Below are 22,060 nucleotides of genomic sequence, written 5' to 3'. Positions count from 1 at the left end.
GAGCCAAGAGTGAAGGTTCAGTGCAAATGGCTGGTACAACTTTTGCTGTGTCGTGGTGCGTCGATCGGTGGCAGTGCGCTGTTGCCGGGCGCGAAGCCGGGCAGAGCAAGGCCCGGATGATGAAGGTTCATGTCAGCCCATCGACCTTGTGCGCCAAAGCGGTTCACCGACCTACCGGATCAGTGACTGCGTGGTCGCAACTTGGTGCATGAAATGTGCGCATGAACCGCTTTGGTGCCTTTTTCAGCCTCGGGTCTGCCTCCTCATGGAAAATCTGCAAAGCGCTGTGGACACGCTGGTCCACAGTTCCAATACGTTGTTCATTCTGATCGGTGCAGTCATGGTTCTGGCCATGCACGCCGGTTTCGCGTTTCTGGAGGTCGGAACGGTTCGCCAGAAAAACCAGGTCAACGCACTGTCGAAGATTCTCAGCGACTTCGCGGTGTCGACCCTCGCCTATTTCTTTATAGGCTATTGGCTTTCGTATGGAGTGACCTTCCTGCAACCGGCGGCGGTGCTCAGTGCCGATCATGGTTATGGACTGGTGAAGTTTTTCTTCCTGCTGACCTTCGCGGCGGCGATCCCGGCGATCATTTCCGGCGGCATCGCCGAGCGGGCGCGGTTTGTGCCGCAACTGTGCGCCACGGCGCTGATCGTAGCGTTCATTTACCCGTTTTTCGAAGGGATGATCTGGAACGGCAACTACGGTCTGCAAGCCTGGCTGACCGCGCAGTTTGGCGCCGCTTTCCATGACTTTGCAGGTTCGGTGGTGGTGCATGCCATGGGCGGCTGGCTGGCGTTGGCGGCAGTGCTGCTGCTCGGGCCGCGCAACGGACGCTATCGTGACGGCAAGCTGGTCGCGTTCGCGCCGTCGAGCATTCCGTTTCTGGCCTTGGGTTCGTGGATTCTGATCGTCGGCTGGTTTGGCTTCAACGTGATGAGCGCGCAGACTCTGCAAGGGGTCAGCGGACTGGTGGCGGTCAACTCGCTGATGGCGATGGTCGGCGGCACGGTGGCGGCGTTGATCGTCGGGCGCAACGATCCGGGCTTCCTGCACAACGGCCCGTTGGCCGGGTTGGTGGCGGTGTGCGCCGGTTCCGACCTGATGCACCCGGTCGGCGCGCTGATGACCGGCGCGATTGCCGGTGCCCTGTTTGTCTGGTGCTTCACGGCGGCGCAGGTCAAATGGCGGATCGACGATGTGCTGGGTGTCTGGCCATTGCACGGTCTGTGTGGCGTGTGGGGCGGCATTGCCTGCGGAATTTTCGGCTCGACCGCGCTGGGTGGGCTCGGTGGTGTCAGCCTGATCAGCCAGTTGATCGGCACCGCCCTTGGAGTGGCGGTGGCGTTGATCGGCGGTTTCGCCGTGTACGGCTCGATCAAGGCGCTGCATGGTCTGCGCCTGAGCCAGGAACAGGAGTACTACGGCGCTGACCTGTCGCTGCACAAGATCGGCGCGGTGAGCCAGGACTAGGTCTCTTCATCGTCGGCTCCGGGGTAAAAACCGTGAAGCAGGCGATAACGATCAATGCGCACCTGATCGACTTTCTCCTGCACCCGGTGCGCGGGAAACCCAAGCAGGATCAGGGCATGGGAACCGAGCATCAGGCTCGACTCCAGCAGTTCCGGCACCACTTCGCTGGCGCCGGCTGCTTTCAACTCGGCCGACTGGCTGTCGTCCCGGGTGCGCACCAGGATCGGCACTGTCGGGTTGAGGCGTCGGGCCTCCTTGAGAACCCGCAGGGCCACGTCGGCTTGGTCCACGGCAATCACCAGCAATCTGGCGCGCAATAAGCCGACGGCGATCAAAAGATCGCCGCGGGTTGAATCGCCGTAGTGGACGTCGCGTTCGGCGGTGGCGGCTTCCTGTATCCGCACCGGATCGTTGTCCAGCGCGACGTAGGTTTGCCCGGCATTGCGCATGAAGCGTCCGATCGACTGGCCGACACGGCCGTAGCCACAGATCACCACATGCCCGTCGAACCCGGCATTGAGGGCACTGATTTCCTCGATCTGTGCTTCCTGATTGGGCTTGCGGTGCAGGGCGGCGGCGATGCGTGGAGCGGCGCGTAACAGCAGGGGTGTCAGCAGCATCGAGCAGAACGTGGCGGCGAGCAGCAGGGTACCGAGTTCGGCGGGGAGCAGCCGTGTCTGTTGCATCTGCGCCATCAGGGCGAAGCAGAACTCACCGCCCTGGGCGAGGGCAAGGCCGCTGCGCCAGGCCGTTTCACTGTCGCTGCCGCGCCATTTCACCAACAGCGCCACCACCAGACCTTTGATAACCAGTAATCCCAGAGTCATGCCGATAATCAGCAGGCTGTGGCTGGCGAACAGTTGCAGGTCGATCAGCATGCCGATGCTGACGAAAAACAGTCCCAGCAGAATGTCGCGAAACGGCCGGATATCGGCCTCGATCTGATGCCGGTAATGGCTCTCGCCCAGCAGCATGCCCGCGAGGAAGGCGCCGAGGGCCGGAGACAGGCCCAGCAGGTGGGTCAGCCAGGCTGTCAGCAATACGATCACCAGGGCCAGCAGCACGAACAGCTCCGGCGAGCGCGACGCCGCGACTTCCTGGAACAGGCGGGGCAGCAGCCAGCGGCTGGCCAGCAACAAACCGAAAAACAGCAATACGGTCTTCAACAAGGTCAGGGGCAGCGCCCAGTACCAGGCCTGATCACTGCTGCCGGCGAATACCGGCACCAGCGTGAGCAGCAATACGGCTACCACATCCTGAAACAACAGAACGCCGACGGCGTTCTGGCCGTGGCTGCTGAAGATTTCGCCGAGACTGCCCAATTCCTTGGTCACAATCGCCGTGGATGACAGCGACAGGCCGGCGCCCAGCAGCAAGGCCGGTATGGCCGGCATGCCCAGCAGCATCAGCACGCTTCCCAGTAAAAGAGTGGTGATCACTACCTGCTGGCTGCCCAGACGGAAAACCACCTGGCGCAGGGCAATCATTTTCGACAGAGAGAATTCCAGCCCCAGGGAAAACAGCAGAAACACCACGCCCAGTTCGGCAAGATCCGGCAAGTGTTCGCTTTCATTGATCCAGTCGAACGCCTTCGGCCCGACCATCAACCCCACGCACAGGTAGCCCAGCACAGGGGGCAGGCGCAGGCGTCGGAACAGGGCAATCATCACCAGGGACGACGCCAGAATGATCAGCAGATTGGCAAACACAAGACACTCCGGGACAGGTCAGGCTCTTCAAGCGTAGAGGTAAAAAACACCGGAGCATCGCGTAAATGGCGATTTTGTGGGCTGATTTACATCAGGGTTTTACGAGGGGCGGGATCGAACCCGGAGGGTGGGTCGACGGGCTTTGCGGGCAAGCCTAGAATGATCACTCGATTTTTGGGGTTGAGCGCACATGCTTCCTGAATGCCAGTTGTTCGGCACCCTGGGGTGCCATTTGTGTGAAGTCGCGGAGGCCGAACTGATGCCGTTTGTCGAGCATGGTCTGCTGGTTGAGCTGGTGGATATTGCTGACGATGAATCGTGGTTCGAGGCCTACAGCCTGCGGATCCCGGTCTTGCGCAGGGTCGATACCGGCGCGGAACTGGGATGGCCATTCAGTGCCGATCAGGTGGTGGCCTTCCTGCGTTGAGGTTTTTTTCTTTTCTGCGTTGATGGCGTCCGTCACCTTCGCTCAATCACGGCTTGGCACTGTTCGGGTTATTCGGTTACTGTATGCGCATACAGTAATTGGATTGGCCTGCCATGCCGTTCTCGGGCATTCATCAGGGCAAGCCGGATGTCAGAGGGAGCAACCGTGGTCAATGTCGAACAGTTGAAAAGCAGCGTGAACGGGATGTCGATTGACTTGGTGAGCGAGGCCGTCCGCGAATTGCGCCTGGACGGTCTGGTCACGGAAGGCAAGACACCCTTCAACAAGCTGCATTTCAATACGTGTTTTGCCGAGATCGAAGCCTTGTTCCAGCGTGCCGGCTATCACAAGCAACTGGATGTGGTCGGATATCAGGGACTTCTGTACGCCTTGTACGATCCGGGCCGCTGGGAGGCCGTGGATGTGTTGCGCTGGCTCAAAGAGTTCACCGAGGCGGCGGCGCTCAAATCGATCCCCGCCTGATTCTGCGCTAGGTCTGCTGCGTCCGGTGTTGGATAATGCCGCTCGCTTTGAGGGTTCGAGTTCTCCATATGTCCAGCACACCCACGTTTTCCGCCGCACAGAATCAGGCCAGCACGCTTTATCTGCCCCCCGGTAACTGGCGGACAGTGCTCGACTGTCTGTGTGAGCATTTCAGTGCCATCGGGCGCGACCAGTGGCTGGATCGAATCGCCCGGGGGCGGGTGCTTGATGGCCACGGCCAACCAATCGCGCTGGATTTGCCCTACAAAGAAGGACTGCGTATTCACTACTTTCGAGAAGTGCCGGATGAAAAGCCGATCCCGGTAGTCGAGTCGATCCTGTATGCGGACGATCATCTGGTGGTGGCGGACAAGCCGCATTTCCTTCCTGTGACTCCGGCAGGCGAGTACGTCGAACAGACGTTGCTTCGCCGGTTGATCCGGCGTCTGGACAATCCTCATCTGGTGCCGCTGCACCGGATTGACCGGCACACGGCCGGGCTGGTGATTTTCTCTGCCAACCCGCAGACGCGGTCGGCGTATCAGTCGCTGTTCCCGACGCGGCAGATCGAGAAGCGCTATGAGGCCATTGCTGCCGCGCTGCCCGGGCTGGAATTCCCGCTGGTGCACAAGAGTCGCATGATCGATGGCGAACCGTTTTTCCGCATGCAGGAAGGGCCGGGTGTGAGTAACACCGAAACGGCGGTGGAGGTGCGTGAAAAGAATGGTGACCTATGGCGGTACGGCCTCTATCCGGTAACCGGCAAGAAGCATCAGCTGCGGGTACACATGACGGCGCTCGGGGCGAGCATCTGCAATGATCCGTTTTACCCTGAAGTGCTCAAAGACGCGGTGGATGATTATGCCAATCCGCTGAAACTTCTGGCGCAAGGCCTGCGGTTCATTGATCCGGTTACGGGAGAGCCCCGTGAGTTCGAGAGCCGCATAACGCTGGATTGGTAATCCCGACATCGATCCTTTTCGGTCAGATACGAAAAAGCCCGCATATTGCGGGCTTTTCTGTATCGGGTGTCGAACTGAAAAATCAGAGCTCTTTGACAGTACGAACCTGATCCTTGTTGATGCGAGTGTGCTTGCCGTCCAGTTGTTCGAATTCGTAGAAGCCCGAATCTTCATCATACTTGGGGGCGTCGACAGCCTGGATTTCGCGACCGTCATTCAAGGTGATCACTGTTGGCGAAGCGCAACCGGCGAGGGTGGCGAGGCCCAGTGCGAGCATGAAAGTGGCGAGGGTCCGTTGAGTCATGAGTGTGTCTCCGAAGGGAAATTCTTTTGGTTACTGAGCTTGAGACGTATACAAGGCGTGCAAGTTCCTTGAATGCTGTCAGTCTGACACAGTGTTGTGTGAACTCAACAGTTCAGGGGTGTTGAGGTTAGCCAGGCGTGGGTCGTTGTCAGGGCAAACCAGGGCCTGGGCATCAAGGTCGCGCATCAGCCGGCCGGGGCTGCGTTCTCCCGCGTTCCAGGCTCTTTCGAATGCGGGCAGGAGTGCCGCGGGAATCACGCAAAGCAGGGGCTCCCAATGTTCGTCATGTCGCAACATTAAAGGTTTTTCAGGATTCAGACCGGCCGCCTCGCGCATGTCTCGCAACAGCGCAAGATCGATTCGCGGCACATCGCAGGGCAGCACCAGCAGATGGGGGTGGCGAGCGGCTTTCAGACCCGCAAGTATTCCAGCCAGCGGGCCGGGAAAATCTTCCTCGTCATCGCTCACCAGTTGGTCGGCAAAGGGTGCATAGCGCTCACGATTGCGGTTGCACGAAATGATCAGATCATCTGTCATCGGACGAACCTTGCGCTGCAGATGCGCAATCAGCGGTTCACCGTGCCATTGCACAAGTCCCTTGTCCTGTCCGCCCATTCGCTGACCGCGTCCACCCGCCAGCAGCAGGACGGAGCAGGGTGATAATGGCGTGTTCGAGGTCATGGCAGCTCTCCGCAGGGGCGGCGTAAAAAGGGGGCGCTGTGATATAACACCGGGCTGTTTCTCCTACAACTGGACGAGCCTATGAAAGCCAAGGCTGATGTGCCTTTCGCACCACTCAATATCGCGGTGCTGACGGTCAGCGACACCCGAACCCTGGAAACCGATACTTCCGGTCAGGTCTTCGTCGACCGCTTGATGGCCGCAGGTCACCATCTGGCGCAGCGGGTGCTGCTCAAAGATGACCTGTACAAAATCCGTGCGCAAGTCGCTCAGTGGATTGCCGATGACGTCGTGCAAGTGGTGCTGATTACCGGCGGAACCGGTTTCACCGGCCGCGACAGCACCCCGGAAGCGGTCGCTTGCCTGCTGGACAAGCAGGTTGATGGTTTTGGTGAGCTGTTCCGCCAGATCTCGGTGGCCGACATCGGCACCTCCACCGTGCAATCCCGGGCTTTGGCGGGACTGGCCAATGGCACGCTGGTCTGCTGCCTGCCAGGTTCAACCAACGCGGTCCGTACCGGTTGGGACGGCATACTCGCCGAGCAACTGGACTCACGTCACCGCCCGTGCAATTTCGTCACTCATCTGAAACAGGCGGCGCCTTGTGAATCCCGTGGGTAAGCCGGGCAAGACCGGCAGCCTGATGCCTGTCGAAGCGGCATTGGCGCGGTTGCTGGAAATGGCCGAGGGCTCGCGGATTGTCGAGAGCGAGTGTTTGCCACTGGCGCAGGTTCAAGGGCGGGTGCTGGCGCAGGATCTGGTTTCGACACTGGATCTGCCGCCATGGCCGAACAGCGCCATGGACGGTTATGCCTTGAATCTGGCCGACTGGACCGGCGAGCCGATGCCGGTCAGTCAGAAGATCTTTGCCGGACAGGCGCCCGAGCCCTTGAAGCCGGGTACCTGTGCCCGGATCTTTACCGGCGCGCCGGTGCCTGCGGGTGCCGACTGTGTCGAGATGCAGGAAAACGTCGAGATTCATGCCGATGAGCGCGTGAGGTTCATCGAAACGATGGTGGCAGGGCAGAACATTCGCCCGCAAGGGCAGGAAACGACTGTCGGGGAATTGGTCCTGGCCGCCGGAACCCGGCTGGGTCCGATCGAACAGGGGCTGGCCGCATCGCTGGGTTGTGCAGAGCTCGAAGTGGTTCGCCGGGTTCGTGTGGCGGTGCTGTCCACGGGAAACGAATTAGTCGAACCGGGCACAACACTGGGGCCGGGACAGATCTACAACAGCAATCGGGTGTTGTTGTGCAGCTGGTTGCAGCGTTTGGGATGTGAAGTGGTGGATGCCGGTATTCTGCCTGATGACCTGTACATCACCCGTGAGCGACTTGGAGAGCTGCAGAATGTCGACCTTATTCTGTCGACCGGTGGCGTATCGGTCGGAGAAGCGGATTTCCTTGGAATTGCATTGAGGGAAGAGGGTGAGCTGACACTCTGGAAACTGGCAATCAAACCCGGCAAGCCGCTGACGGTCGGACATTTTCGTGGCGTTCCGGTGATTGGATTGCCGGGAAATCCTGCCTCGACACTGGTGACTTTTGCCTTGTTGACCCGACCTTACCTGTTGCGTCGCCAAGGCGTGCAGGATGTCGAGCCGCTGAAGTTTTCAGTCCCAGCAGGATTTGTCTGGCCTCAGGCCGGTAACCGTCGTGAATTTCTGCGTGGTCGCCTGGAGCAGGGACTGGGGATTATCTACCGTAACCAGAGTTCGGGTGTTCTGCGCAGCGCTGCCTGGGCCGAGGGGTTGGTGGAAGTGCAGGAAGGGCGAGTCTTGGCCAAGGGAGACCAGGTGCCATTCATTCCACTCAGCGAGCTTCTCGATTGATTGCAGGCATTTGAAAGGCAGGCACAGTCGCTAAACGATGCCTGCCTTTCAACGGGTCAACGGCCGAGCAGTGTGACGAGCTGATCAAACCGGCTGTTGGCAATCCAGCCCAGCAGTCCGAGCACCATCGCTGTCGCACCTGCCGAGTAGGCAAGACGGTGTTTGATGGCTTTGACGTCGCCTCTGACTTCGTCCATGTCACGTCGAATGTACTTGAGGTGGGTTTCCAGCTCGATGACGCGCGTTTCCATATCGTTTTCTCCAGTATTTCTGGCGTTGCATTTGAATTCGTCTTTAATACTGGCGCGACTGTCGGAGAGAGAGGCAACCGGACTCACGGATACTCTTGCTTCATGGCTTTGCATGGAAACACCCGCCTGATGTGATGGGGTTTTGTGGGCAAATGCCGGAATGCAAATTGTCGAAAGTCCTGAAACTGTATGCACTCATTACATGCACATCCTTGTGTAATTGAATTGAAGATTGCTGACGCCGCCACACGTTCTACCAATGACCAGGCTTGGTCAATTGAGCTGATTCCTTATGTTCTGTACGAAAAATTTCCGGTTGTGTAGGACGAGCAGGACTGGCTTCAGGAATTAATCAGAAGGCGTGCGACTTTTTTACCCGCGCTGAGGGTCAAGATATCTTGTACTGATTCAATTCCGGGAGTAATCGAAATGAGTGAACGCAAGGCATTGTTGATCCTGCATGGCAAGCAGGCACTCAACGAGGCGGTTCGTGCCGCTGTCGAGAACAAGCGAAAGCAGGGCTGGGAACTGGCTGTGCGCCTGACCTGGGAAGCTGGCGATGCCCAGCGACTGGTAACGGAGGCGCTGGCGGCGGGATATCGCCAGATCATCGCCGGTGGTGGAGATGGCACTCTGCGTGACATTGCCGAAGCGCTGGCGGCCCAGCCGGGAAAAGCCACTCTGGTGCTTTTACCGCTGGGAACTGCCAACGACTTTTCCCACGCGGCGGGTATTCCGCTGGAGCCGGCCGAGGCGCTTGAGTTGCTTGAAGCGCCCGCCCACGATATCGATCTGGGTGAAGTCGGCGGGCAGATCTTCCTGAACATGGCGACTGGGGGATTCGGCAGCCAGGTAACGGCCAATACGTCGGAAGATCTGAAAAAGGTGTTGGGTGGCGCAGCCTATCTGTTCACCGGTTTGACGCGGTTCAGTGAACTGCATGCCGCTTACGGTGAATTGCAGGGGCCGGATTTTCATTGGCAGGGCGAGTTGCTGGCTCTTGGTATCGGAAATGGTCGTCAGGCCGGCGGCGGACACGTGTTGTGCCCCGAAGCGCTGGTGGACGACGGTCTCTTGGATATCAGCATCCTGCCGGCGCCGCAGGAGTTGGTTGGCACGCTGAAAAATCTGCTCAGTGACGGCTTCGGCATCGACAACATGTTTGTGCGCGCCCGTTTGCCATGGGTTGAAATCAAGGTCGCCGAAGGGCTTTACATCAATCTCGACGGCGAGCCACTGGAGGGCGAAAGTTTGCGGTTTGCGGCGCGCGCCGGGGCGTTGCGTGTGCATCTGCCGAAGGATTCGCCGCTGTTGAGCGCAACGCCTCGACTCAGTCGTCCAGACTGATGATCTGTTCACGCACGGCAAACAGCACCAGGCCCGCCACATCGTAGATCTGCAGGCGTTTCATGATCTGCGAACGGTGGGTTTCCACGGTCTTGATGCTCAGGCCCAGCCCATTGGCGATTTCCCGTGTGGATTTGCCACGCACGATCAAGCGCAGGATTTCCAGCTGGCGAGCCGTCAGGTTGTGTGATTCGGCGACTTCCGGCTGCTGCTTGAGATTACGGGTCAGTGCCTGATTGATCACGGTATGGGCGATGGCAGGACTCAAATAGCGCTCGTTGTTGCGCAGCGCTTCCAGTGCATGTTCGAGCTCGGTGGCCGTGGTGTCCTTGAGCAGATAGCCGTGAGCACCGGACTCCAGCGCCTGCATGATCAGCGCGGGGTCGGTGTGCATCGACAGAATCAGCACTTTGGCGTGCGGGCGTACGCGTCTGAGCCGTTGCAGGGCCTCCAGACCGCCGGTTTCTTTCATGGAAATATCCAGCAATACGATATCGGGAGACAGCAGCTCGACCATCTCAAGCAACTGCGAGCCGTCATTGGCCTCGCCGATAACCGCATAACCGGGAATATCCAGTACCAGGGCGCGCACGCCGGCCCTGATCAGCGAGTGGTCATCCACCAGAAGTAAGTTACAAGTCAACGCATAACCTTATTCGTACTGGCCCGCTCGAGTGCACGGGGCGCCCAGGGGAATAGTGCTTCGATTTGAGTACCTTTGCCGGGCTCGCTGGTCACACTGAGTGTGCCGCCCAGTTGCTCGATGCGTTCGGCCATCCCGGCCATGCCCCGTTGTCCTTCACGACCTGGATTGGCCGCCGGGGAAAATCCCAGACCATCATCGCTGATCAGCAGGGTCAGACCCTGTGGCAGGCGTTGCACGCGGATCAACAGGTTTTTGGCCTGCGCGTGGCGAAGGATGTTGGTCACCGCTTCCTGAGTGATGCGAAAGGCGGCGACGGCCATTTCTTCGGGGATTCCATTCAGGCGCTGCTGGCAGTCCAGACTCCAGTGCACCGAAGTATTGGTCAGTACCTTGAGCAGGTGTGCACGCAGGCTCGCTTCCAGACCAAGGCTGGTCAATTGCCGCGGGTTGAGAATGGCCGAAACGTCGCGCACTTTATTGAGGGTTTCTTCCAGCGTCTCGCAAAGTACCGAACAGTGTTCCTGCATGTCCGCGGGCAAGCGACGCTTGAGCCATTCGCTTTGCAGTTTGGCGGCCGTCAGCAACTGGCCGATATCGTCATGCAGTTCACGGCTCAGGCGATGGCGCTCGTTTTCCTGGACTTCCAGCAAACGGTCGGCCAGTTCCTGAGGCTGGAACTTGATGGATTTGCGCGACAGGCGATGTTGTGTCCAGACGCAGCCCGCAGCCGCCACATTGATCAGCAGCAGGCCGAGCGGCAGCTGCGCTGACAATCCATAGGTCAACAGACTGCCCAGAGCCGAACCTGTACACAGCAGAAGTGTGAACCTGCGGGCATTTTCTCGGGAGGGAGGCCATGTGGTGATTGACTTGAGGCTGGCGTACATAGCGGATGGAGCCAATGGATGTTCGCTGCGGGCAGACCGGTCAGAAGGGCTGGCGGTCTCTGTCTGGAAAACTGTCATTCAGGTTGTTGATTTCAAAATGGTTCAGTGATCGATAATTGAGCGCCAAGTTCGGTGGTGACCGATCATCGAAGTCACAATGCCATTAACTGAAACAACTAACGGGCGGCATAATACCACTTAACATACCGTTGGTCGCGTTTGGCCTATATGTCCAAAGAGTCAGGAAATAGGCCATGTTGGACGAAGGTTCCATAATGGAAAGTTGAAATACCTGACCCGATAATTATCGACGCGGTCGCAAGTTTTCTTTTACACAGGAAAACCCTGATATCAGCAGAGGGTAGTCTGCATTCAGTGAGCGTAATTATTTATTGGGGGGGGGTCGCAGGCAGGCATGAATTATTCATTAGCGACATTCGACTGCGAAAGCTGACCGGCTCAAACGGCCCAAGGCGTGCCCGATTACGCTTGCCGTTCCGACCAGGCTACGAGGGTCAGGGACTTGCCAGTGTGCGGCAATTGAAAGTGGGTCTGGCCGACCTGGCAGGCAAAGGCTTCGATCAGCGACGCCTGCTCGCTTTCATCCAAGCCCAATTGGCCGGTACTTGGGTCAACCAGTTCCAGTTGCCAGGCCATCAGGGTGAAGCAGTCTTTCAGTGCTTCCAGGGCCTGCGCATGCAGATCCACATGATCCTGAACCTGGGTGAGCAGGCCATGCAGGTGCAGGGAAAATTCGGATATCGCCTCAAGTTCCAGGGCATCGGCCTTGTTTGCCAATTTGAGGAGAGTACTGAGCATGCAGTCAATCGCGTCCCTGTCATTGCTGATCAGCTGCAAGTGACTGAGGCATTCTTCAGACTTGGCCAGGAGCGTTTCAGCCTCGACGAGAAATTCGGGGAACCGCTGCGCCCAGTCACTACGGTCGTTCGGCATGCTTATCTCCACCACGTCATGTCTGATGAGGGAATGCCGTGTGTGTCGACGATCGTGAACCGTCGCGAGACCGCGCCCCGGTGTGCATTGGCACAGACCTGGGGTTTCAAGAGGATGTGTTTCCACTGAACTGCGATCGCACACAATAGCCTGACTCCGTTCATGCAATGAGAATGGCGTCACATTAATGGCTATTGGATATCGCGAACATCAGGTTGGGCCTGATTGTCACTAGGGGATTCCCTTAGGCACGGGAACCTGTGGCGCAAATCGGGGTCGCGCCGAAGAGAATGTAGCAGATGATTTCACCGAGCCAGTAAAGCATGATGTTAATGTGACATCAATGCTTGTGCATGGCATTTTGTTGGTGATTTGTGACGGGATCAAGATCCGCCAGATTCAGCCGATAACCCCCAATAGTGAATTCATCAGAACAAGCCCAGGAGTCATTGATGGCCGGCATTCTCGACACGGTAGACCAACGCACGCAACTGGTGGGTGAGAATCGCCTGGAAATTCTCATGTTTCGACTGGCCGGACGCCAATTGTTCGCGATCAACGTGTTCAAGGTTCAGGAAGTCCTGCAACTGCCGAAGCTGACCCTGATGCCCCAGCGTCACCCGTTTGTCTGCGGTGTGGTCAACCTGCGTGGCCAGACGCTGCCAGTGATCGACCTGTCCCAGGCGATCGGCATGCGCCCGCTGGTGCCGGGCCCGAACAGCACGATCATCGTTACCGAGTACAACCGTTCGGTGCAGGCGTTCCTCGTCGGTGGCGTGGATCGCATCGTCAACATGAACTGGGAAGCCATTCTGCCGCCACCGACCAGTGCCGGTCGCCAGCATTACCTGACAGCCATCAGTAAGGTCGACGATCAACTGGTGGAAATCATCGACGTCGAGAAAGTCCTCGCCGAAATCGTGCCGTACAACGCCAAGGTCTCCCGCGACAAACTGGACGATCCGGTGCTGGAACGCGCCCGTGGCCGCGAAGTGTTGCTGGTGGACGACTCCAACGTGGCGCTCTCGCAATTGCGCGACACCCTCGGCCAGTTGGGCGTGAAGATGCACATCGCCAGCGACGGCCTTAAAGCCCTGAACATGCTCAAGGCCTGGGCGGACACCGGGGTGAACATGACCGACAAACTGCTGATGGTGTTCACCGACGCCGAAATGCCGGAGATGGACGGCTATCGCCTGACCACCGAAATCCGCAACGACCCGCGCCTGCGTGGCCTGTATGTGGTGCTGCACACTTCGCTGTCCGGCAGCTTCAACGATTCGATGGTGAAGAAGGTCGGGTGCGACAATTTCCTCTCCAAGTTCCAGCCGGACAAATTGGTCGACGTGGTGCGCCAGCGTCTGATGCTCGACGAAGTACCGGCCTGATCAACCTGTCGAGGCTGACCTCGCGTCAGCCTTTGATTCGCTGACAAAGCTCGTATAGGGTGGCGTTTTTGACCCACCAGGGAGCTGGCCATGCTGCGTCTGAGCGCGCTTTATCGTTACCCGTTGAAATCCGCCAAGGGCGAGGTCCTGCAAGGGATCGGCCTGGACAAACTGGGGCTTGAGGGCGACCGACGCTGGATGCTGGTGGACGAGGCCAGCGGACGGTTCCTGACCCAGCGTGCCGAAGCGAAAATGAGCCAGCTCTCGGCGCTGTGGAACGCCAGCGGTGGCCTGACGCTCAGCGCGCCGGGGCACTCGGCAATCGATGTCGCCTTGCCTGGCAGCGACGACGACCTGCGTGGCGTGACCATCTGGCGCGATACCTTGCGCGTACCGGATGCCGGTGAAGAGGCGGCCCGTTGGGTCAGCGATTTCATCGGCAAACCGACGCGCCTGGTGCAAGTGCCGCTTGAACGCGCTCGTACGACTCAGGCCGGGTACGGCAACGACGACGATCAAGTGGCGTTCGCCGACGGCTTTCCACTGTTGCTGATTGGTGAGGCATCACTGCAACACCTGTCGCAGGAAGTCGGGCGCCCTCTGGAAATGCTGCGGTTCCGGCCGAATCTGGTGATCGAAGGCAGTGATGCTTACGCCGAGGATGGCTGGAAGCGGATTCGGATCGGCGATGTCGAGTTCCGCGTGGTCAAGTCCTGCTCGCGGTGCATTCTCACCACGATCGATCCGCAGACCGGTGAGCGCAGCGCTGACCGCGAGCCGCTGGCAACCTTACAGAAGACCCGCGCCCAGGCCGACGGCGCGATGTTTGGCCAGAACCTGGTCAATGACAGCAATGGCCGGCTTGAAATCGGCATGCCGGTGGAAATCCTCGAATAACCGCTCCTGAAACGAAAAATGCCCGTGTCCTTGGACACGGGCATTTTTCATGACCGCAGGAAACCGGGGTTTCAGCCGCGGTATTCGCACAGGTAGGCGGTGTCGACGGCGACTTTCAGCTGGAACTTGCTGTTGGCTGGCACGTTGAACTGGCTACCGGCAGCGAAAGTTTCCCAGTCGCTGCTGTCCGGCAGTTTGACGGTCAGTGCGCCCGAAACCACGTGCATGATTTCACGCTGGCTGGTGCCGAATTCGTATTCGCCCGGGGCCATGACGCCGATGGTCGCAGGGCCTTCAGCAGTGCCAAAAGCGATCGACTTGACGGTGCCGTCGAAGTACTCGTTGACTTTAAACATGGGCGATTCCTCTCGAAAAGGGCTTAAAAAGGTCGGCCAGTATGCACAAGGCTTCTGGCGCCGTCACCTGCGCTAGAGCGGCAGCACCAACGGCAATAATCGGGCGGTATTGCGCGCATCTTCCAGCGCCCGGTGCTGTTGACCGTTGAACTGCATGCCCGCCAGTTGCAACGCGCCATTGAGGCCCAGCGGCCGTTCGAGGCGTCGGGCCTTGGCAAAGCGCTGTTTCAGATTCATGTGCGGCACCCGGCTCAGGGCGCTGTCGAGTTGCAGTCGCTGCCATTCCTGAAGCAACTGCTTGCGATCGTAATCGCCCCAGCTGGCCCAGCCTTCAAGGCGTGTCTGGTGCTGACCGAGCCAGCGTTCGAACGCCGGCCACACTTCACTCAACGGCTGCGCTGCGTCGATGTTGGCCTGGGTGATGTGCGTGAGTTCGCGGCAAAACGGCGTCAACAAGGGGCGCCGCGTCGGTTTGACGAAGCGCTGAAAGTGATCCTGCTCGCGACCCGCGCGATCCACCAGGGTCGCGCCGATCTCGATGATCTCCATCTCCGTAACCGGCCAGCCACCCTCATCGGTGGTGGCTTCCAGATCTATGACCAGCCAATGGGGCATCGCAGGGTTCCTGATTTCCGCGTCCTGATTATTCAGAGCGTAGCCAAACCTTGCGAATGCGCGCGGCGACTACTCGACCTGCAACAGAACCTGACGATTTTTCACCTGATCGCCGACCTTGACCTGCACCCGCTTGAGCACGCCGTCGATGCCGGCCTTGAGCGGGTGCTCCATTTTCATCGCCTCCAGCACCACCAGCAGCTGGCCCTTGCTGACCGGGCTGCCTTCGCTGACGAGCACATCGATGATGGCGCCATCCATCGGGGCTTTCAACGTGCCGGAACTGACGCTGGTCTGACTGTCGATCACCGCATGAGTTCGATCCACCAGGTGCAGGCTGCCGGGGTGGGTGAACAGCCAGAGCTGCTCATCACACAGGCGATAAGCGTGGCGCTGGCGCAGGCCATCGACCTCCAGCGTCACGGCCCCGGCGGTGTGCTCGATCAGTTTGAGTTCGATAACGCGTTCCGCAACCTGCACTTCAAACGTGTTGTCCGGGCTGGCGCGCAGTTGCACGTTCCAGTCGCAGGCGTCGAGACCGATGCGATAGAGCAACGGCGCACCGGCGTTGTTGCGCCATCCGGACAACGGGGCGCGGTGTTGCTGGGCGGCGGCCTGGTAAAACAGCAGCGCCGCGATGGCCAGTTCTTCGGCACTGGGCGAATAGGCGTGCAGGCAATCGTGATCGGCGAAATGTTGAGGGATGAAGCCAGTACCGAACTCGCCGCTGATGAATTGCGGATGCTGCAACAGGCAGGCGAGCAACCGCTGATTGCTTTGCACGCCCAGCAAAACGCTGTCCTGCACCGCGCACAGCAGTTTGCGCCGAGCCTCTTCACGGGTAGCGCCGTGGGCGATCAGTTTGCCGAGCATCGGGTCGTAGAACGGTGAGATCGACTGCCCTTCGATCAGGCCGTGATCAATCCGTGAACCGCGATCCAGTGCCGGCGCCCAGGCTTCGACACGCCCGGTCTGCGGAAGAAAACCCTGGGCCGGATCTTCGGCGTAGAGGCGCACTTCCATGGCGTGGCCATCGAGTTTCACCTGCGCCTGGGTCAGCGGCAGCGGCTGACCTTCGGCGACCGACAGTTGCCATGCCACCAGATCCAGCCCGGTAATCAGTTCAGTCACCGGGTGCTCGACCTGCAACCGGGTGTTCATTTCCAGAAAGTAGAACCGGCCATCGGTATCAAGCAAAAACTCCACGGTGCCGGCACCTACGTAGTTCACCGCACGCCCGGCCTTGAGTGCCGCTTCGCCCATCGCCTGGCGCAATTCTGCGGTCATCACCGGGCAGGGCGCTTCTTCGATGACTTTCTGATGGCGGCGCTGAATCGAACAGTCGCGCTCACCGAGGTAGATCAGGTTGCCGTGGTGATCGCCGAACAGCTGCACTTCGACATGGCGCGGCTCGATCAGCGCCTGTTCGAGGATCAGTTCATCGCTGCCGAAACCGTTCAAGGCTTCGGAGCGCGCCGTGCGCAATTGCGCCGGCAATTCTTCGGCGCTGTGCACCAGCCGCATGCCGCGCCCGCCACCGCCGGCGCTGGCCTTGATCATCAATGGATAACCGATGCGTTCAGCTTCGCGTGTCAGGGTTGCGTCGTCCTGCTCGGCACCTTGATAGCCGGCGATACATGGCACACCGGCGGCGAGCATGGCGATTTTCGATTGGCGTTTGCTGCCCATCAGTTCGATGGCTTCGACGCTGGGGCCGATGAAGGTCAGGCCGGCCTGTTTGCAGGCACGGGCGAATTCGGCATTTTCCGAGAGAAAACCGTAGCCGGGATGGATCGCGTCGGCGCCGCTGCGGCGGGCGGCGTCGAGGATGGCCGGGATGTTCAGGTAGGACTGCTGCACCGGCGCCGGGCCGATGTTCACCGCTTGATCGGCCATCTGCACGTGCAGTGCATCGGCGTCCGCGTCGCTGAAAACCGCGACCGTGCGATAACCGAGGGCCTGCGCGGTGCGCTGGATGCGGCAGGCGATTTCACCGCGGTTGGCGATCAGGATTTTATGGATGACGGGCATGGTGGTTTTTCCTGAATGTTGGCGGTGGATTGAAGGGCCTCATCGCGGGCAAGCCCGCTCCCACAGGATTCAGTGGTGCTCACAAAAACTGTGGGAGATTCTATGTTGCAGGGGAACCCTGCAACCTTAAATTGGGTTGGTATTCGCTCTGATTTTTCATGAGGGCGAATGCCACCCGGCAAAGCTTACGGGCGAGGATGACCAAAGCCTGAGTTCTGGCTAGACCTCTTGCCAGATAGGATTCATAGAACGGTTTCCAAACAGGGGACCGACAAGCTGCCATAGCTGCATTGTGTGCAAGACGCCGTAATTCTCCGTCACCTTTTTTGCTCAAGTGGCGAGGACTGTGTTTCTTGCCTGAGTCCTTTGCCTTCAAATCCATTCCCAGAAAGGCGATGAACGCATCGGCGCTGGCGAACTCACCTCGCATATACGTAGTTGCCAAGCCCGTTGCCGTGAGTTCACCCATCCCTTCAATCGCTTTGCAGCGTCTGACGTAATAACTTCGACCAGCCTCTTGCCTGACTTTGAGGAGAAATTCGTGAATGGCCTGATCAAGCTGTTTGAAATGCTCCAACCCAGGGGCCAAAAGATCTTCAAGGAGGGGTTCGTTTGACCAGCTCAGCATCGTGGCGTTAGAGAGAAAGGGCGGGACGAGAAGTCTCCCACGGTACGTACTGGCTAGAATCGGAAGCAAGCTTTTAGTCCCTCCCACCCCTTCAAGTGTAAACATACAAGCGAGCTTGCTCGCGATGAGGGTGTGTCAGTGACTAATAATCCGACTGATACTCCGCCATCGCGAGCATGCTCGCTCCCACAGTAATTTGAGGCTAAACCACGATACCCAGCGGCGGCTGACTGACATCAGCCACCAGGTAATCAACCAGTTCCGTCAACGGCAACGGCTTGCTGATCAGGTAACCCTGCACCTGATCGCAGCCGAACCCGCGCAACAGATCCAGTTGCTCCCGGGTTTCCACCCCTTCGGCCACCACTTCCAGATGCAGGTTGTGCGCGAGGTTGATCATCGCGTGCACCAGTTTGCGGTTCTCTTCGCGTTGCTCCATGCCGCCGACGAAGCTCTTGTCGATCTTCAGCAAGGTGATCGGCAGGCTGTTGAGGTGCACGAACGATGAGAATCCGGTGCCGAAATCATCCAGCGAAAATCGCACGCCGAGACGACCCAGGGCGTCCATGGTCTGCTTGACCAGATCACTGCGGCGCATCACGGCGGTTTCGGTGAGTTCGAATTCCAGCCACTGCGCCTCGACCCCGCGCTCGGCGATCAGACGACTGAGCGTCGGCAGCAACTGGCTGTCCTGAAACTGGCGGAACGACAGGTTGATCGCCATGTGCAGCGCCGGCAGACCGCGCTCGCGCAGGGCCTGCATGTCGCGCAGGGCCCGGGAAATCACCCAGTAACCCAGCGGAACGATCAGGCCGCTCTGCTCGGCCAGCGGCACGAATTCACTGGGTGGCAGCAGACCGCGCTCACTGTGGCGCCAGCGCACCAGCGCTTCGAGACCGACGATCTGACCGTCCTGCAGGTTCAGACGCGGCTGGTAATGCAACTCCAGCTCATCGCGACGCAAGGCCCGGCGCAGCTCGCTTTCGAGGTCGGCCATGCTCCGCGCGTTGCGGTTGATTCGCTCGTTGAAGATATGAAAGGTGCAGCCCTGAGTGCTCTTGGCTTGCTGCATGGCGATGTGCGCGTGCCACATCAACGGATCGGCGCCGCCCTGGGCCCGGGCATGGGCGATGCCGAGGCTGGAGCCAATCAACAGGCTTTCGCCATCGACCCAGTAAGGTTCAGCCAGCGCTTCGGTGATGCGCTCGGCCATCCATTCGGCCCGTTGCGGGGCGCGGCGGGTGTCGATCAGCAGGGCGAATTCGTCACTGCCCAGGCGCGCCAGTTGATCGCCGACTTCCAGCTGACTTTTCAGCCGCGCCACCACTTGCAGGATCAGGCGATCACCGGCCTGATGGCCGAGGGCGTCATTGGCGTGGCGGAAGTTGTCGAGATCGAGGTGCCCGAGGGCGAGGCCGCGACCGTCGTTTTCCGCCAGACGGGCCGTGAGCAGGGTCTGGAAGCCTTGACGGTTGGCGATGCCGGTCAGCGGGTCCTGTTCGGCCAGGCGTTGCAAGGTGTTTTCCAGCACGCCGCGTTCGCGCACATGCCGCAGGCAGCGTCGAAGCATGTCGGTATCGAGGGCATCAAGTACCAGCCAGTCACTGACGCCGTCGGGCGCAGTCGCCGGCTCGTGTTCCAGAAGCAATACCGTCGGCAGGCTGCAACGGCCGGGGGCCGGCTGCAACGCGGGAACGGTCAATAACACCGCGTGGCGGTTGTCTTCGAACAGACTGCTGACCGACTCCCAGCTCGGCGCGCTGATCAGCACCGCCGCGCTCCCCAACGGAGCCAGACACTCGCGCAATAACGCTGTCCACGCTGGCTCTTCGGCCAGTAGCAGCAAACGCAAGGGTTCGACAGGCGTAGTCAAGCTGACTCCCTAGACTCTGCAATGATGTGGGCGGCGGGCATTATGCCGTTGCGGCAACCAATGACCAAACGACAACGGAAAGCAAAACGTTATTTTGTGTCACGAATGAGAACATTAGCCGCAAAATCACCGCGCATCCTGCGTGAAAGTAACAAAACCGGCAAATTTGAATCGCGTGCTGCGTCACAAGTCGGAGAGAGCAGCACAAATCGCTGAGCCTGTTAAAATGCCGGCCCATTTCGTCAACGACTCCCGAATTTTCGTATGTCCCGACTCAATCCCCGGCAGCAAGAAGCCGTGAACTACGTCGGCGGCCCTCTATTGGTGCTCGCCGGTGCTGGCTCCGGCAAGACCAGTGTGATCACGCGCAAGATCGCGCACTTGATCCAGAACTGCGGCATCCGTGCCCAGTACATCGTCGCCATGACCTTCACCAACAAGGCCGCGCGCGAAATGAAAGAGCGGGTCGGCACCCTGCTGCGTCCAGGTGAAGGACGCGGGCTGACGGTCTGCACCTTCCACAACCTTGGCCTGAACATCATCCGCAAGGAACATGAACGACTGGGCTACAAACCCGGTTTCTCGATCTTCGACGAAACCGACGTCAAGTCGCTGATGACCGACATCATGCAGAAGGAATACGCAGGCGACGACGGCGTCGACGAGATCAAGAACATGATCGGCGCCTGGAAAAACGACCTGATTCTGCCGGCCCAGGCCCTGGAAAACGCCCGCAACCCCAAGGAACAGACCGCCGCCATCGTCTACACCCACTACCAGCGCACGCTCAAGGCGTTCAACGCGGTGGACTTCGATGACCTGATCCTGCTGCCGGTGAAGCTCTTCGAAGAGCACGCCGACATCCTCGAAAAGTGGCAGAACAAGGTGCGTTACCTGCTGGTCGACGAATACCAGGACACCAACGCCAGCCAGTACCTGCTGGTGAAAATGCTCATTGGCAAGCGCAACCAGTTCACCGTGGTAGGCGACGACGACCAGTCGATCTACGCCTGGCGCGGCGCGCGGCCGGAAAACCTGATGCTGCTCAAGGACGACTATCCGTCCCTGAAAGTGGTGATGCTCGAGCAGAACTACCGCTCCACCAGCCGCATCCTGCGCTGCGCCAACGTGCTGATCTCGAACAACCCGCACGAATTCGAAAAACAGCTGTGGAGTGAGATGGGCCATGGCGACGAGATCCGCGTGATCCGCTGCCGCAACGAGGACGCCGAAGCCGAGCGCGTGGCCATGGAAATCCTCAGCCTGCATTTGCGCACCGACCGCCCGTACAGCGATTTCGCAATCCTCTATCGCGGCAACTACCAGGCCAAGCTGATCGAGCTGAAACTGCAACACCATCAGGTGCCGTACCGCCTGAGCGGCGGCAACAGCTTCTTCGGCCGTCAGGAAGTGAAAGACCTGATGGCCTACTTCCGCCTGATCGTGAACCCGGACGACGACAACGCCTTCCTGCGCGTGATCAACGTGCCGCGCCGGGAAATCGGCTCGACGACCCTGGAAAAACTCGGCAACTACGCCACCGAACGCAAGATCTCGATGTACGCCGCCACCGACGAGCTCGGCCTGGGCGAACATCTGGACAGCCGTTTCACCGATCGCCTGTCGCGCTTCAAGCGCTTCATGGACAAGGTGCGTGAGCAGTGCGCCGGCGAAGACCCGATCTCCGCCCTGCGCAGCATGGTCATGGACATCGACTACGAGAACTGGCTGCGCACCAACAGTTCCAGCGACAAGGCTGCGGACTACCGGATGAGCAACGTCTGGTTCCTGATCGAAGCCTTGAAGAACACCCTGGAAAAAGACGAAGACGGCGAAATGACCGTCGAGGACGCCATCGGCAAACTGGTTCTGCGTGACATGCTGGAACGTCAGCAGGAAGAGGAAGAAGGCGCCGAAGGCGTGCAGATGATGACCCTGCATGCGTCCAAGGGCCTGGAATTCCCTTACGTGTTCATCATGGGCATGGAAGAGGAAATCCTCCCGCACCGCTCCAGCATCGAAGCCGACACCATCGAAGAAGAACGCCGCCTGGCCTACGTGGGCATTACCCGCGCGCGCCAGACCCTGGCATTCACCTTCGCCGCCAAGCGCAAACAGTACGGCGAGATCATCGACTGCGCGCCAAGCCGCTTCCTCGATGAACTGCCGCCGGACGACCTGGCCTGGGAAGGCAACGACGACACACCGACCGAAGTCAAAGCCGTGCGGGGCAACAGCGCATTGGCTGATATACGCGCGATGTTAAAGCGCTAGAATTGACCACTTTTTACTAGACCTTCGACGCACAAAGCGTCA

Annotated in this window: 21 protein-coding genes and 1 pseudogene; 10 read left to right on the top strand and 12 right to left on the bottom strand. The window is 59.4% G+C overall.

Annotated elements, in window-relative coordinates:
* Nucleotides 1–265 precede the first annotated feature (265 nt).
* Nucleotides 266–1,474 carry an ammonium transporter gene (locus tag AWU82_RS00285; RefSeq protein ID WP_064383270.1) on the top strand — a complete coding sequence of 403 codons (1,209 nt, stop codon included), beginning with the start codon at nt 266–268 and terminating at the stop codon, nt 1,472–1,474.
* On the opposite strand, the gene AWU82_RS00280 is transcribed toward AWU82_RS00285, so the two are convergent.
* The gene (locus tag AWU82_RS00280; protein ID WP_064383269.1) at nt 1,471–3,183 is read right to left on the bottom strand and encodes a cation:proton antiporter; all 1,713 of its coding nucleotides are present in this window, start codon (nt 3,181–3,183) and stop codon (nt 1,471–1,473) included. The two genes, AWU82_RS00285 and AWU82_RS00280, sit on opposite strands and share 4 nt — an antisense overlap.
* 190 nt (nt 3,184–3,373) lie before the next feature.
* On the opposite strand from AWU82_RS00280, the gene AWU82_RS00275 reads away from it, so the two are divergent.
* The 3 genes from AWU82_RS00275 to AWU82_RS00265 all read left to right on the top strand — a co-directional run bounded on the left by AWU82_RS00275 (nt 3,374) and on the right by AWU82_RS00265 (nt 5,055).
* Nucleotides 3,374–3,610: a glutaredoxin family protein gene (locus tag AWU82_RS00275; RefSeq protein ID WP_007955734.1), complete on the top strand. Its 237-nt coding sequence runs from the start codon at nt 3,374–3,376 to the stop codon at nt 3,608–3,610.
* Nucleotides 3,611–3,775: 165 nt separating this feature from the next.
* Nucleotides 3,776–4,093, top strand: a complete 318-nt coding sequence (locus tag AWU82_RS00270) for a hypothetical protein (RefSeq protein ID WP_064383267.1) — start codon at nt 3,776–3,778, stop codon at nt 4,091–4,093.
* Nucleotides 4,094–4,161: 68 nt separating this feature from the next.
* On the top strand, nt 4,162–5,055 hold the full coding sequence (locus tag AWU82_RS00265; RefSeq protein ID WP_064383265.1) for a pseudouridine synthase: 894 nt from the start codon (nt 4,162–4,164) through the stop codon (nt 5,053–5,055).
* A gap of 82 nt (nt 5,056–5,137) precedes the next feature.
* Here the strand turns inward: AWU82_RS00265 and AWU82_RS00260 are convergent, their stop codons facing one another.
* Together AWU82_RS00260 and mobA are read right to left on the bottom strand one after the other, a co-directional pair.
* Nucleotides 5,138–5,359 (bottom strand): YgdI/YgdR family lipoprotein, encoded by a 222-nt coding sequence (locus tag AWU82_RS00260; RefSeq protein ID WP_039770418.1) that lies wholly within the window; start codon nt 5,357–5,359, stop codon nt 5,138–5,140.
* Nucleotides 5,360–5,437: 78 nt separating this feature from the next.
* Nucleotides 5,438–6,040: a molybdenum cofactor guanylyltransferase MobA gene (gene mobA, locus AWU82_RS00255; protein ID WP_064383263.1), complete on the bottom strand. Its 603-nt coding sequence runs from the start codon at nt 6,038–6,040 to the stop codon at nt 5,438–5,440.
* Nucleotides 6,041–6,121: 81 nt separating this feature from the next.
* Here mobA and moaB point away from each other — a divergent pair, with 81 nt between their 5' ends.
* Nucleotides 6,122–6,661 (top strand): molybdenum cofactor biosynthesis protein B, encoded by a 540-nt coding sequence (gene moaB / locus AWU82_RS00250; RefSeq protein ID WP_064383262.1) that lies wholly within the window; start codon nt 6,122–6,124, stop codon nt 6,659–6,661.
* Nucleotides 6,645–7,871 carry a molybdopterin molybdotransferase MoeA gene (locus AWU82_RS00245; RefSeq protein WP_064383260.1) on the top strand — a complete coding sequence of 409 codons (1,227 nt, stop codon included), beginning with the start codon at nt 6,645–6,647 and terminating at the stop codon, nt 7,869–7,871. Before moaB ends, AWU82_RS00245 begins: the two co-directional genes overlap by 17 nt.
* A gap of 56 nt (nt 7,872–7,927) precedes the next feature.
* On the opposite strand, the gene AWU82_RS00240 is transcribed toward AWU82_RS00245, so the two are convergent.
* On the bottom strand, nt 7,928–8,236 hold the full coding sequence (locus AWU82_RS00240; protein WP_170928973.1) for a hypothetical protein: 309 nt from the start codon (nt 8,234–8,236) through the stop codon (nt 7,928–7,930).
* A gap of 315 nt (nt 8,237–8,551) precedes the next feature.
* On the opposite strand from AWU82_RS00240, the gene yegS reads away from it, so the two are divergent.
* On the top strand, nt 8,552–9,469 hold the full coding sequence (gene yegS, locus AWU82_RS00235) for a lipid kinase YegS (RefSeq protein ID WP_064383257.1): 918 nt from the start codon (nt 8,552–8,554) through the stop codon (nt 9,467–9,469).
* Here the strand turns inward: yegS and AWU82_RS00230 are convergent.
* The 3 genes from AWU82_RS00230 to AWU82_RS00220 all read right to left on the bottom strand — a co-directional run bounded on the left by AWU82_RS00230 (nt 9,453) and on the right by AWU82_RS00220 (nt 11,956).
* Nucleotides 9,453–10,112: a response regulator gene (locus tag AWU82_RS00230; protein ID WP_007955750.1), complete on the bottom strand. Its 660-nt coding sequence runs from the start codon at nt 10,110–10,112 to the stop codon at nt 9,453–9,455. The two genes, yegS and AWU82_RS00230, sit on opposite strands and share 17 nt — an antisense overlap.
* Entirely contained in the window at nt 10,109–11,002 is an 894-nt protein-coding gene (locus AWU82_RS00225) for a sensor histidine kinase (RefSeq protein ID WP_041475383.1), read from the bottom strand. The genes AWU82_RS00230 and AWU82_RS00225 overlap by 4 nt, the downstream gene beginning before the upstream one ends.
* A gap of 483 nt (nt 11,003–11,485) precedes the next feature.
* On the bottom strand, nt 11,486–11,956 hold the full coding sequence (locus AWU82_RS00220; RefSeq protein WP_064383255.1) for a hypothetical protein: 471 nt from the start codon (nt 11,954–11,956) through the stop codon (nt 11,486–11,488).
* A 452-nt stretch (nt 11,957–12,408) separates the two neighbouring features.
* Between AWU82_RS00220 and AWU82_RS00215 the strand changes: the two genes are divergently transcribed.
* Both AWU82_RS00215 and AWU82_RS00210 read left to right on the top strand, forming a co-directional pair.
* Complete coding sequence (locus AWU82_RS00215) at nt 12,409–13,344, top strand: chemotaxis protein CheV (RefSeq protein ID WP_003226705.1); 936 nt, start codon at nt 12,409–12,411, stop codon at nt 13,342–13,344.
* Between the two features lie 90 nt (nt 13,345–13,434).
* Nucleotides 13,435–14,241: an MOSC domain-containing protein gene (locus AWU82_RS00210; RefSeq protein WP_064383254.1), complete on the top strand. Its 807-nt coding sequence runs from the start codon at nt 13,435–13,437 to the stop codon at nt 14,239–14,241.
* Nucleotides 14,242–14,312: 71 nt separating this feature from the next.
* On the opposite strand, the gene ppnP is transcribed toward AWU82_RS00210, so the two are convergent.
* From ppnP to AWU82_RS00185, 5 genes and pseudogenes are all read right to left on the bottom strand, one after another.
* Nucleotides 14,313–14,597: a pyrimidine/purine nucleoside phosphorylase gene (gene ppnP, locus AWU82_RS00205; RefSeq protein WP_007940055.1), complete on the bottom strand. Its 285-nt coding sequence runs from the start codon at nt 14,595–14,597 to the stop codon at nt 14,313–14,315.
* Between the two features lie 72 nt (nt 14,598–14,669).
* A complete protein-coding gene (locus tag AWU82_RS00200; protein ID WP_064383252.1) occupies nt 14,670–15,212 on the bottom strand; it encodes a 3'-5' exonuclease in 543 nt (180 codons plus the stop codon).
* 69 nt (nt 15,213–15,281) lie between these two features.
* Entirely contained in the window at nt 15,282–17,243 is a 1,962-nt protein-coding gene (locus AWU82_RS00195) for an acetyl-CoA carboxylase biotin carboxylase subunit (protein ID WP_064383250.1), read from the bottom strand.
* Between the two features lie 100 nt (nt 17,244–17,343).
* Nucleotides 17,344–17,868: pseudogene (locus tag AWU82_RS00190) on the bottom strand (transposase); the annotation flags it as partial.
* Between the two features lie 205 nt (nt 17,869–18,073).
* Nucleotides 18,074–19,744: a putative bifunctional diguanylate cyclase/phosphodiesterase gene (locus AWU82_RS00185; protein WP_064379370.1), complete on the bottom strand. Its 1,671-nt coding sequence runs from the start codon at nt 19,742–19,744 to the stop codon at nt 18,074–18,076.
* Nucleotides 19,745–20,008: 264 nt separating this feature from the next.
* Between AWU82_RS00185 and rep the strand changes: the two genes are divergently transcribed.
* Nucleotides 20,009–22,018 (top strand): DNA helicase Rep, encoded by a 2,010-nt coding sequence (rep, locus tag AWU82_RS00180; protein ID WP_011336539.1) that lies wholly within the window; start codon nt 20,009–20,011, stop codon nt 22,016–22,018.
* Nucleotides 22,019–22,060 lie beyond the last annotated feature (42 nt).

Source organism: Pseudomonas glycinae (genome assembly GCF_001594225.2).
Taxonomy (GTDB): Bacteria; Pseudomonadota; Gammaproteobacteria; order Pseudomonadales; family Pseudomonadaceae; genus Aquipseudomonas; species Aquipseudomonas glycinae.
The sequence above is the reverse complement of the archived record's forward strand: the minus strand, read 5'-3'. Positions and strand labels throughout refer to the sequence as shown.

What these genes read in the sequence shown, in the direction of transcription:
- AWU82_RS00195 (WP_064383250.1), bottom strand. Translation starts at nt 17,243, where the DNA reads ATGCCCGTCATCCATAAAATCCTGATCGCCAACCGCGGTGAAATCGCC.
- AWU82_RS00265 (WP_064383265.1), top strand. Translation starts at nt 4,162, where the DNA reads ATGTCCAGCACACCCACGTTTTCCGCCGCACAGAATCAGGCCAGCACG.
- AWU82_RS00285 (WP_064383270.1), top strand. Translation starts at nt 266, where the DNA reads ATGGAAAATCTGCAAAGCGCTGTGGACACGCTGGTCCACAGTTCCAAT.
- moaB (WP_064383262.1), top strand. Translation starts at nt 6,122, where the DNA reads ATGAAAGCCAAGGCTGATGTGCCTTTCGCACCACTCAATATCGCGGTG.
- ppnP (WP_007940055.1), bottom strand. Translation starts at nt 14,597, where the DNA reads ATGTTTAAAGTCAACGAGTACTTCGACGGCACCGTCAAGTCGATCGCT.
- AWU82_RS00215 (WP_003226705.1), top strand. Translation starts at nt 12,409, where the DNA reads ATGGCCGGCATTCTCGACACGGTAGACCAACGCACGCAACTGGTGGGT.
- AWU82_RS00240 (WP_170928973.1), bottom strand. Translation starts at nt 8,236, where the DNA reads ATGCAAAGCCATGAAGCAAGAGTATCCGTGAGTCCGGTTGCCTCTCTC.
- AWU82_RS00220 (WP_064383255.1), bottom strand. Translation starts at nt 11,956, where the DNA reads ATGCCGAACGACCGTAGTGACTGGGCGCAGCGGTTCCCCGAATTTCTC.
- AWU82_RS00275 (WP_007955734.1), top strand. Translation starts at nt 3,374, where the DNA reads ATGCTTCCTGAATGCCAGTTGTTCGGCACCCTGGGGTGCCATTTGTGT.
- AWU82_RS00225 (WP_041475383.1), bottom strand. Translation starts at nt 11,002, where the DNA reads ATGTACGCCAGCCTCAAGTCAATCACCACATGGCCTCCCTCCCGAGAA.
- AWU82_RS00210 (WP_064383254.1), top strand. Translation starts at nt 13,435, where the DNA reads ATGCTGCGTCTGAGCGCGCTTTATCGTTACCCGTTGAAATCCGCCAAG.
- yegS (WP_064383257.1), top strand. Translation starts at nt 8,552, where the DNA reads ATGAGTGAACGCAAGGCATTGTTGATCCTGCATGGCAAGCAGGCACTC.
- mobA (WP_064383263.1), bottom strand. Translation starts at nt 6,040, where the DNA reads ATGACCTCGAACACGCCATTATCACCCTGCTCCGTCCTGCTGCTGGCG.
- AWU82_RS00200 (WP_064383252.1), bottom strand. Translation starts at nt 15,212, where the DNA reads ATGCCCCATTGGCTGGTCATAGATCTGGAAGCCACCACCGATGAGGGT.
- AWU82_RS00260 (WP_039770418.1), bottom strand. Translation starts at nt 5,359, where the DNA reads ATGACTCAACGGACCCTCGCCACTTTCATGCTCGCACTGGGCCTCGCC.
- rep (WP_011336539.1), top strand. Translation starts at nt 20,009, where the DNA reads ATGTCCCGACTCAATCCCCGGCAGCAAGAAGCCGTGAACTACGTCGGC.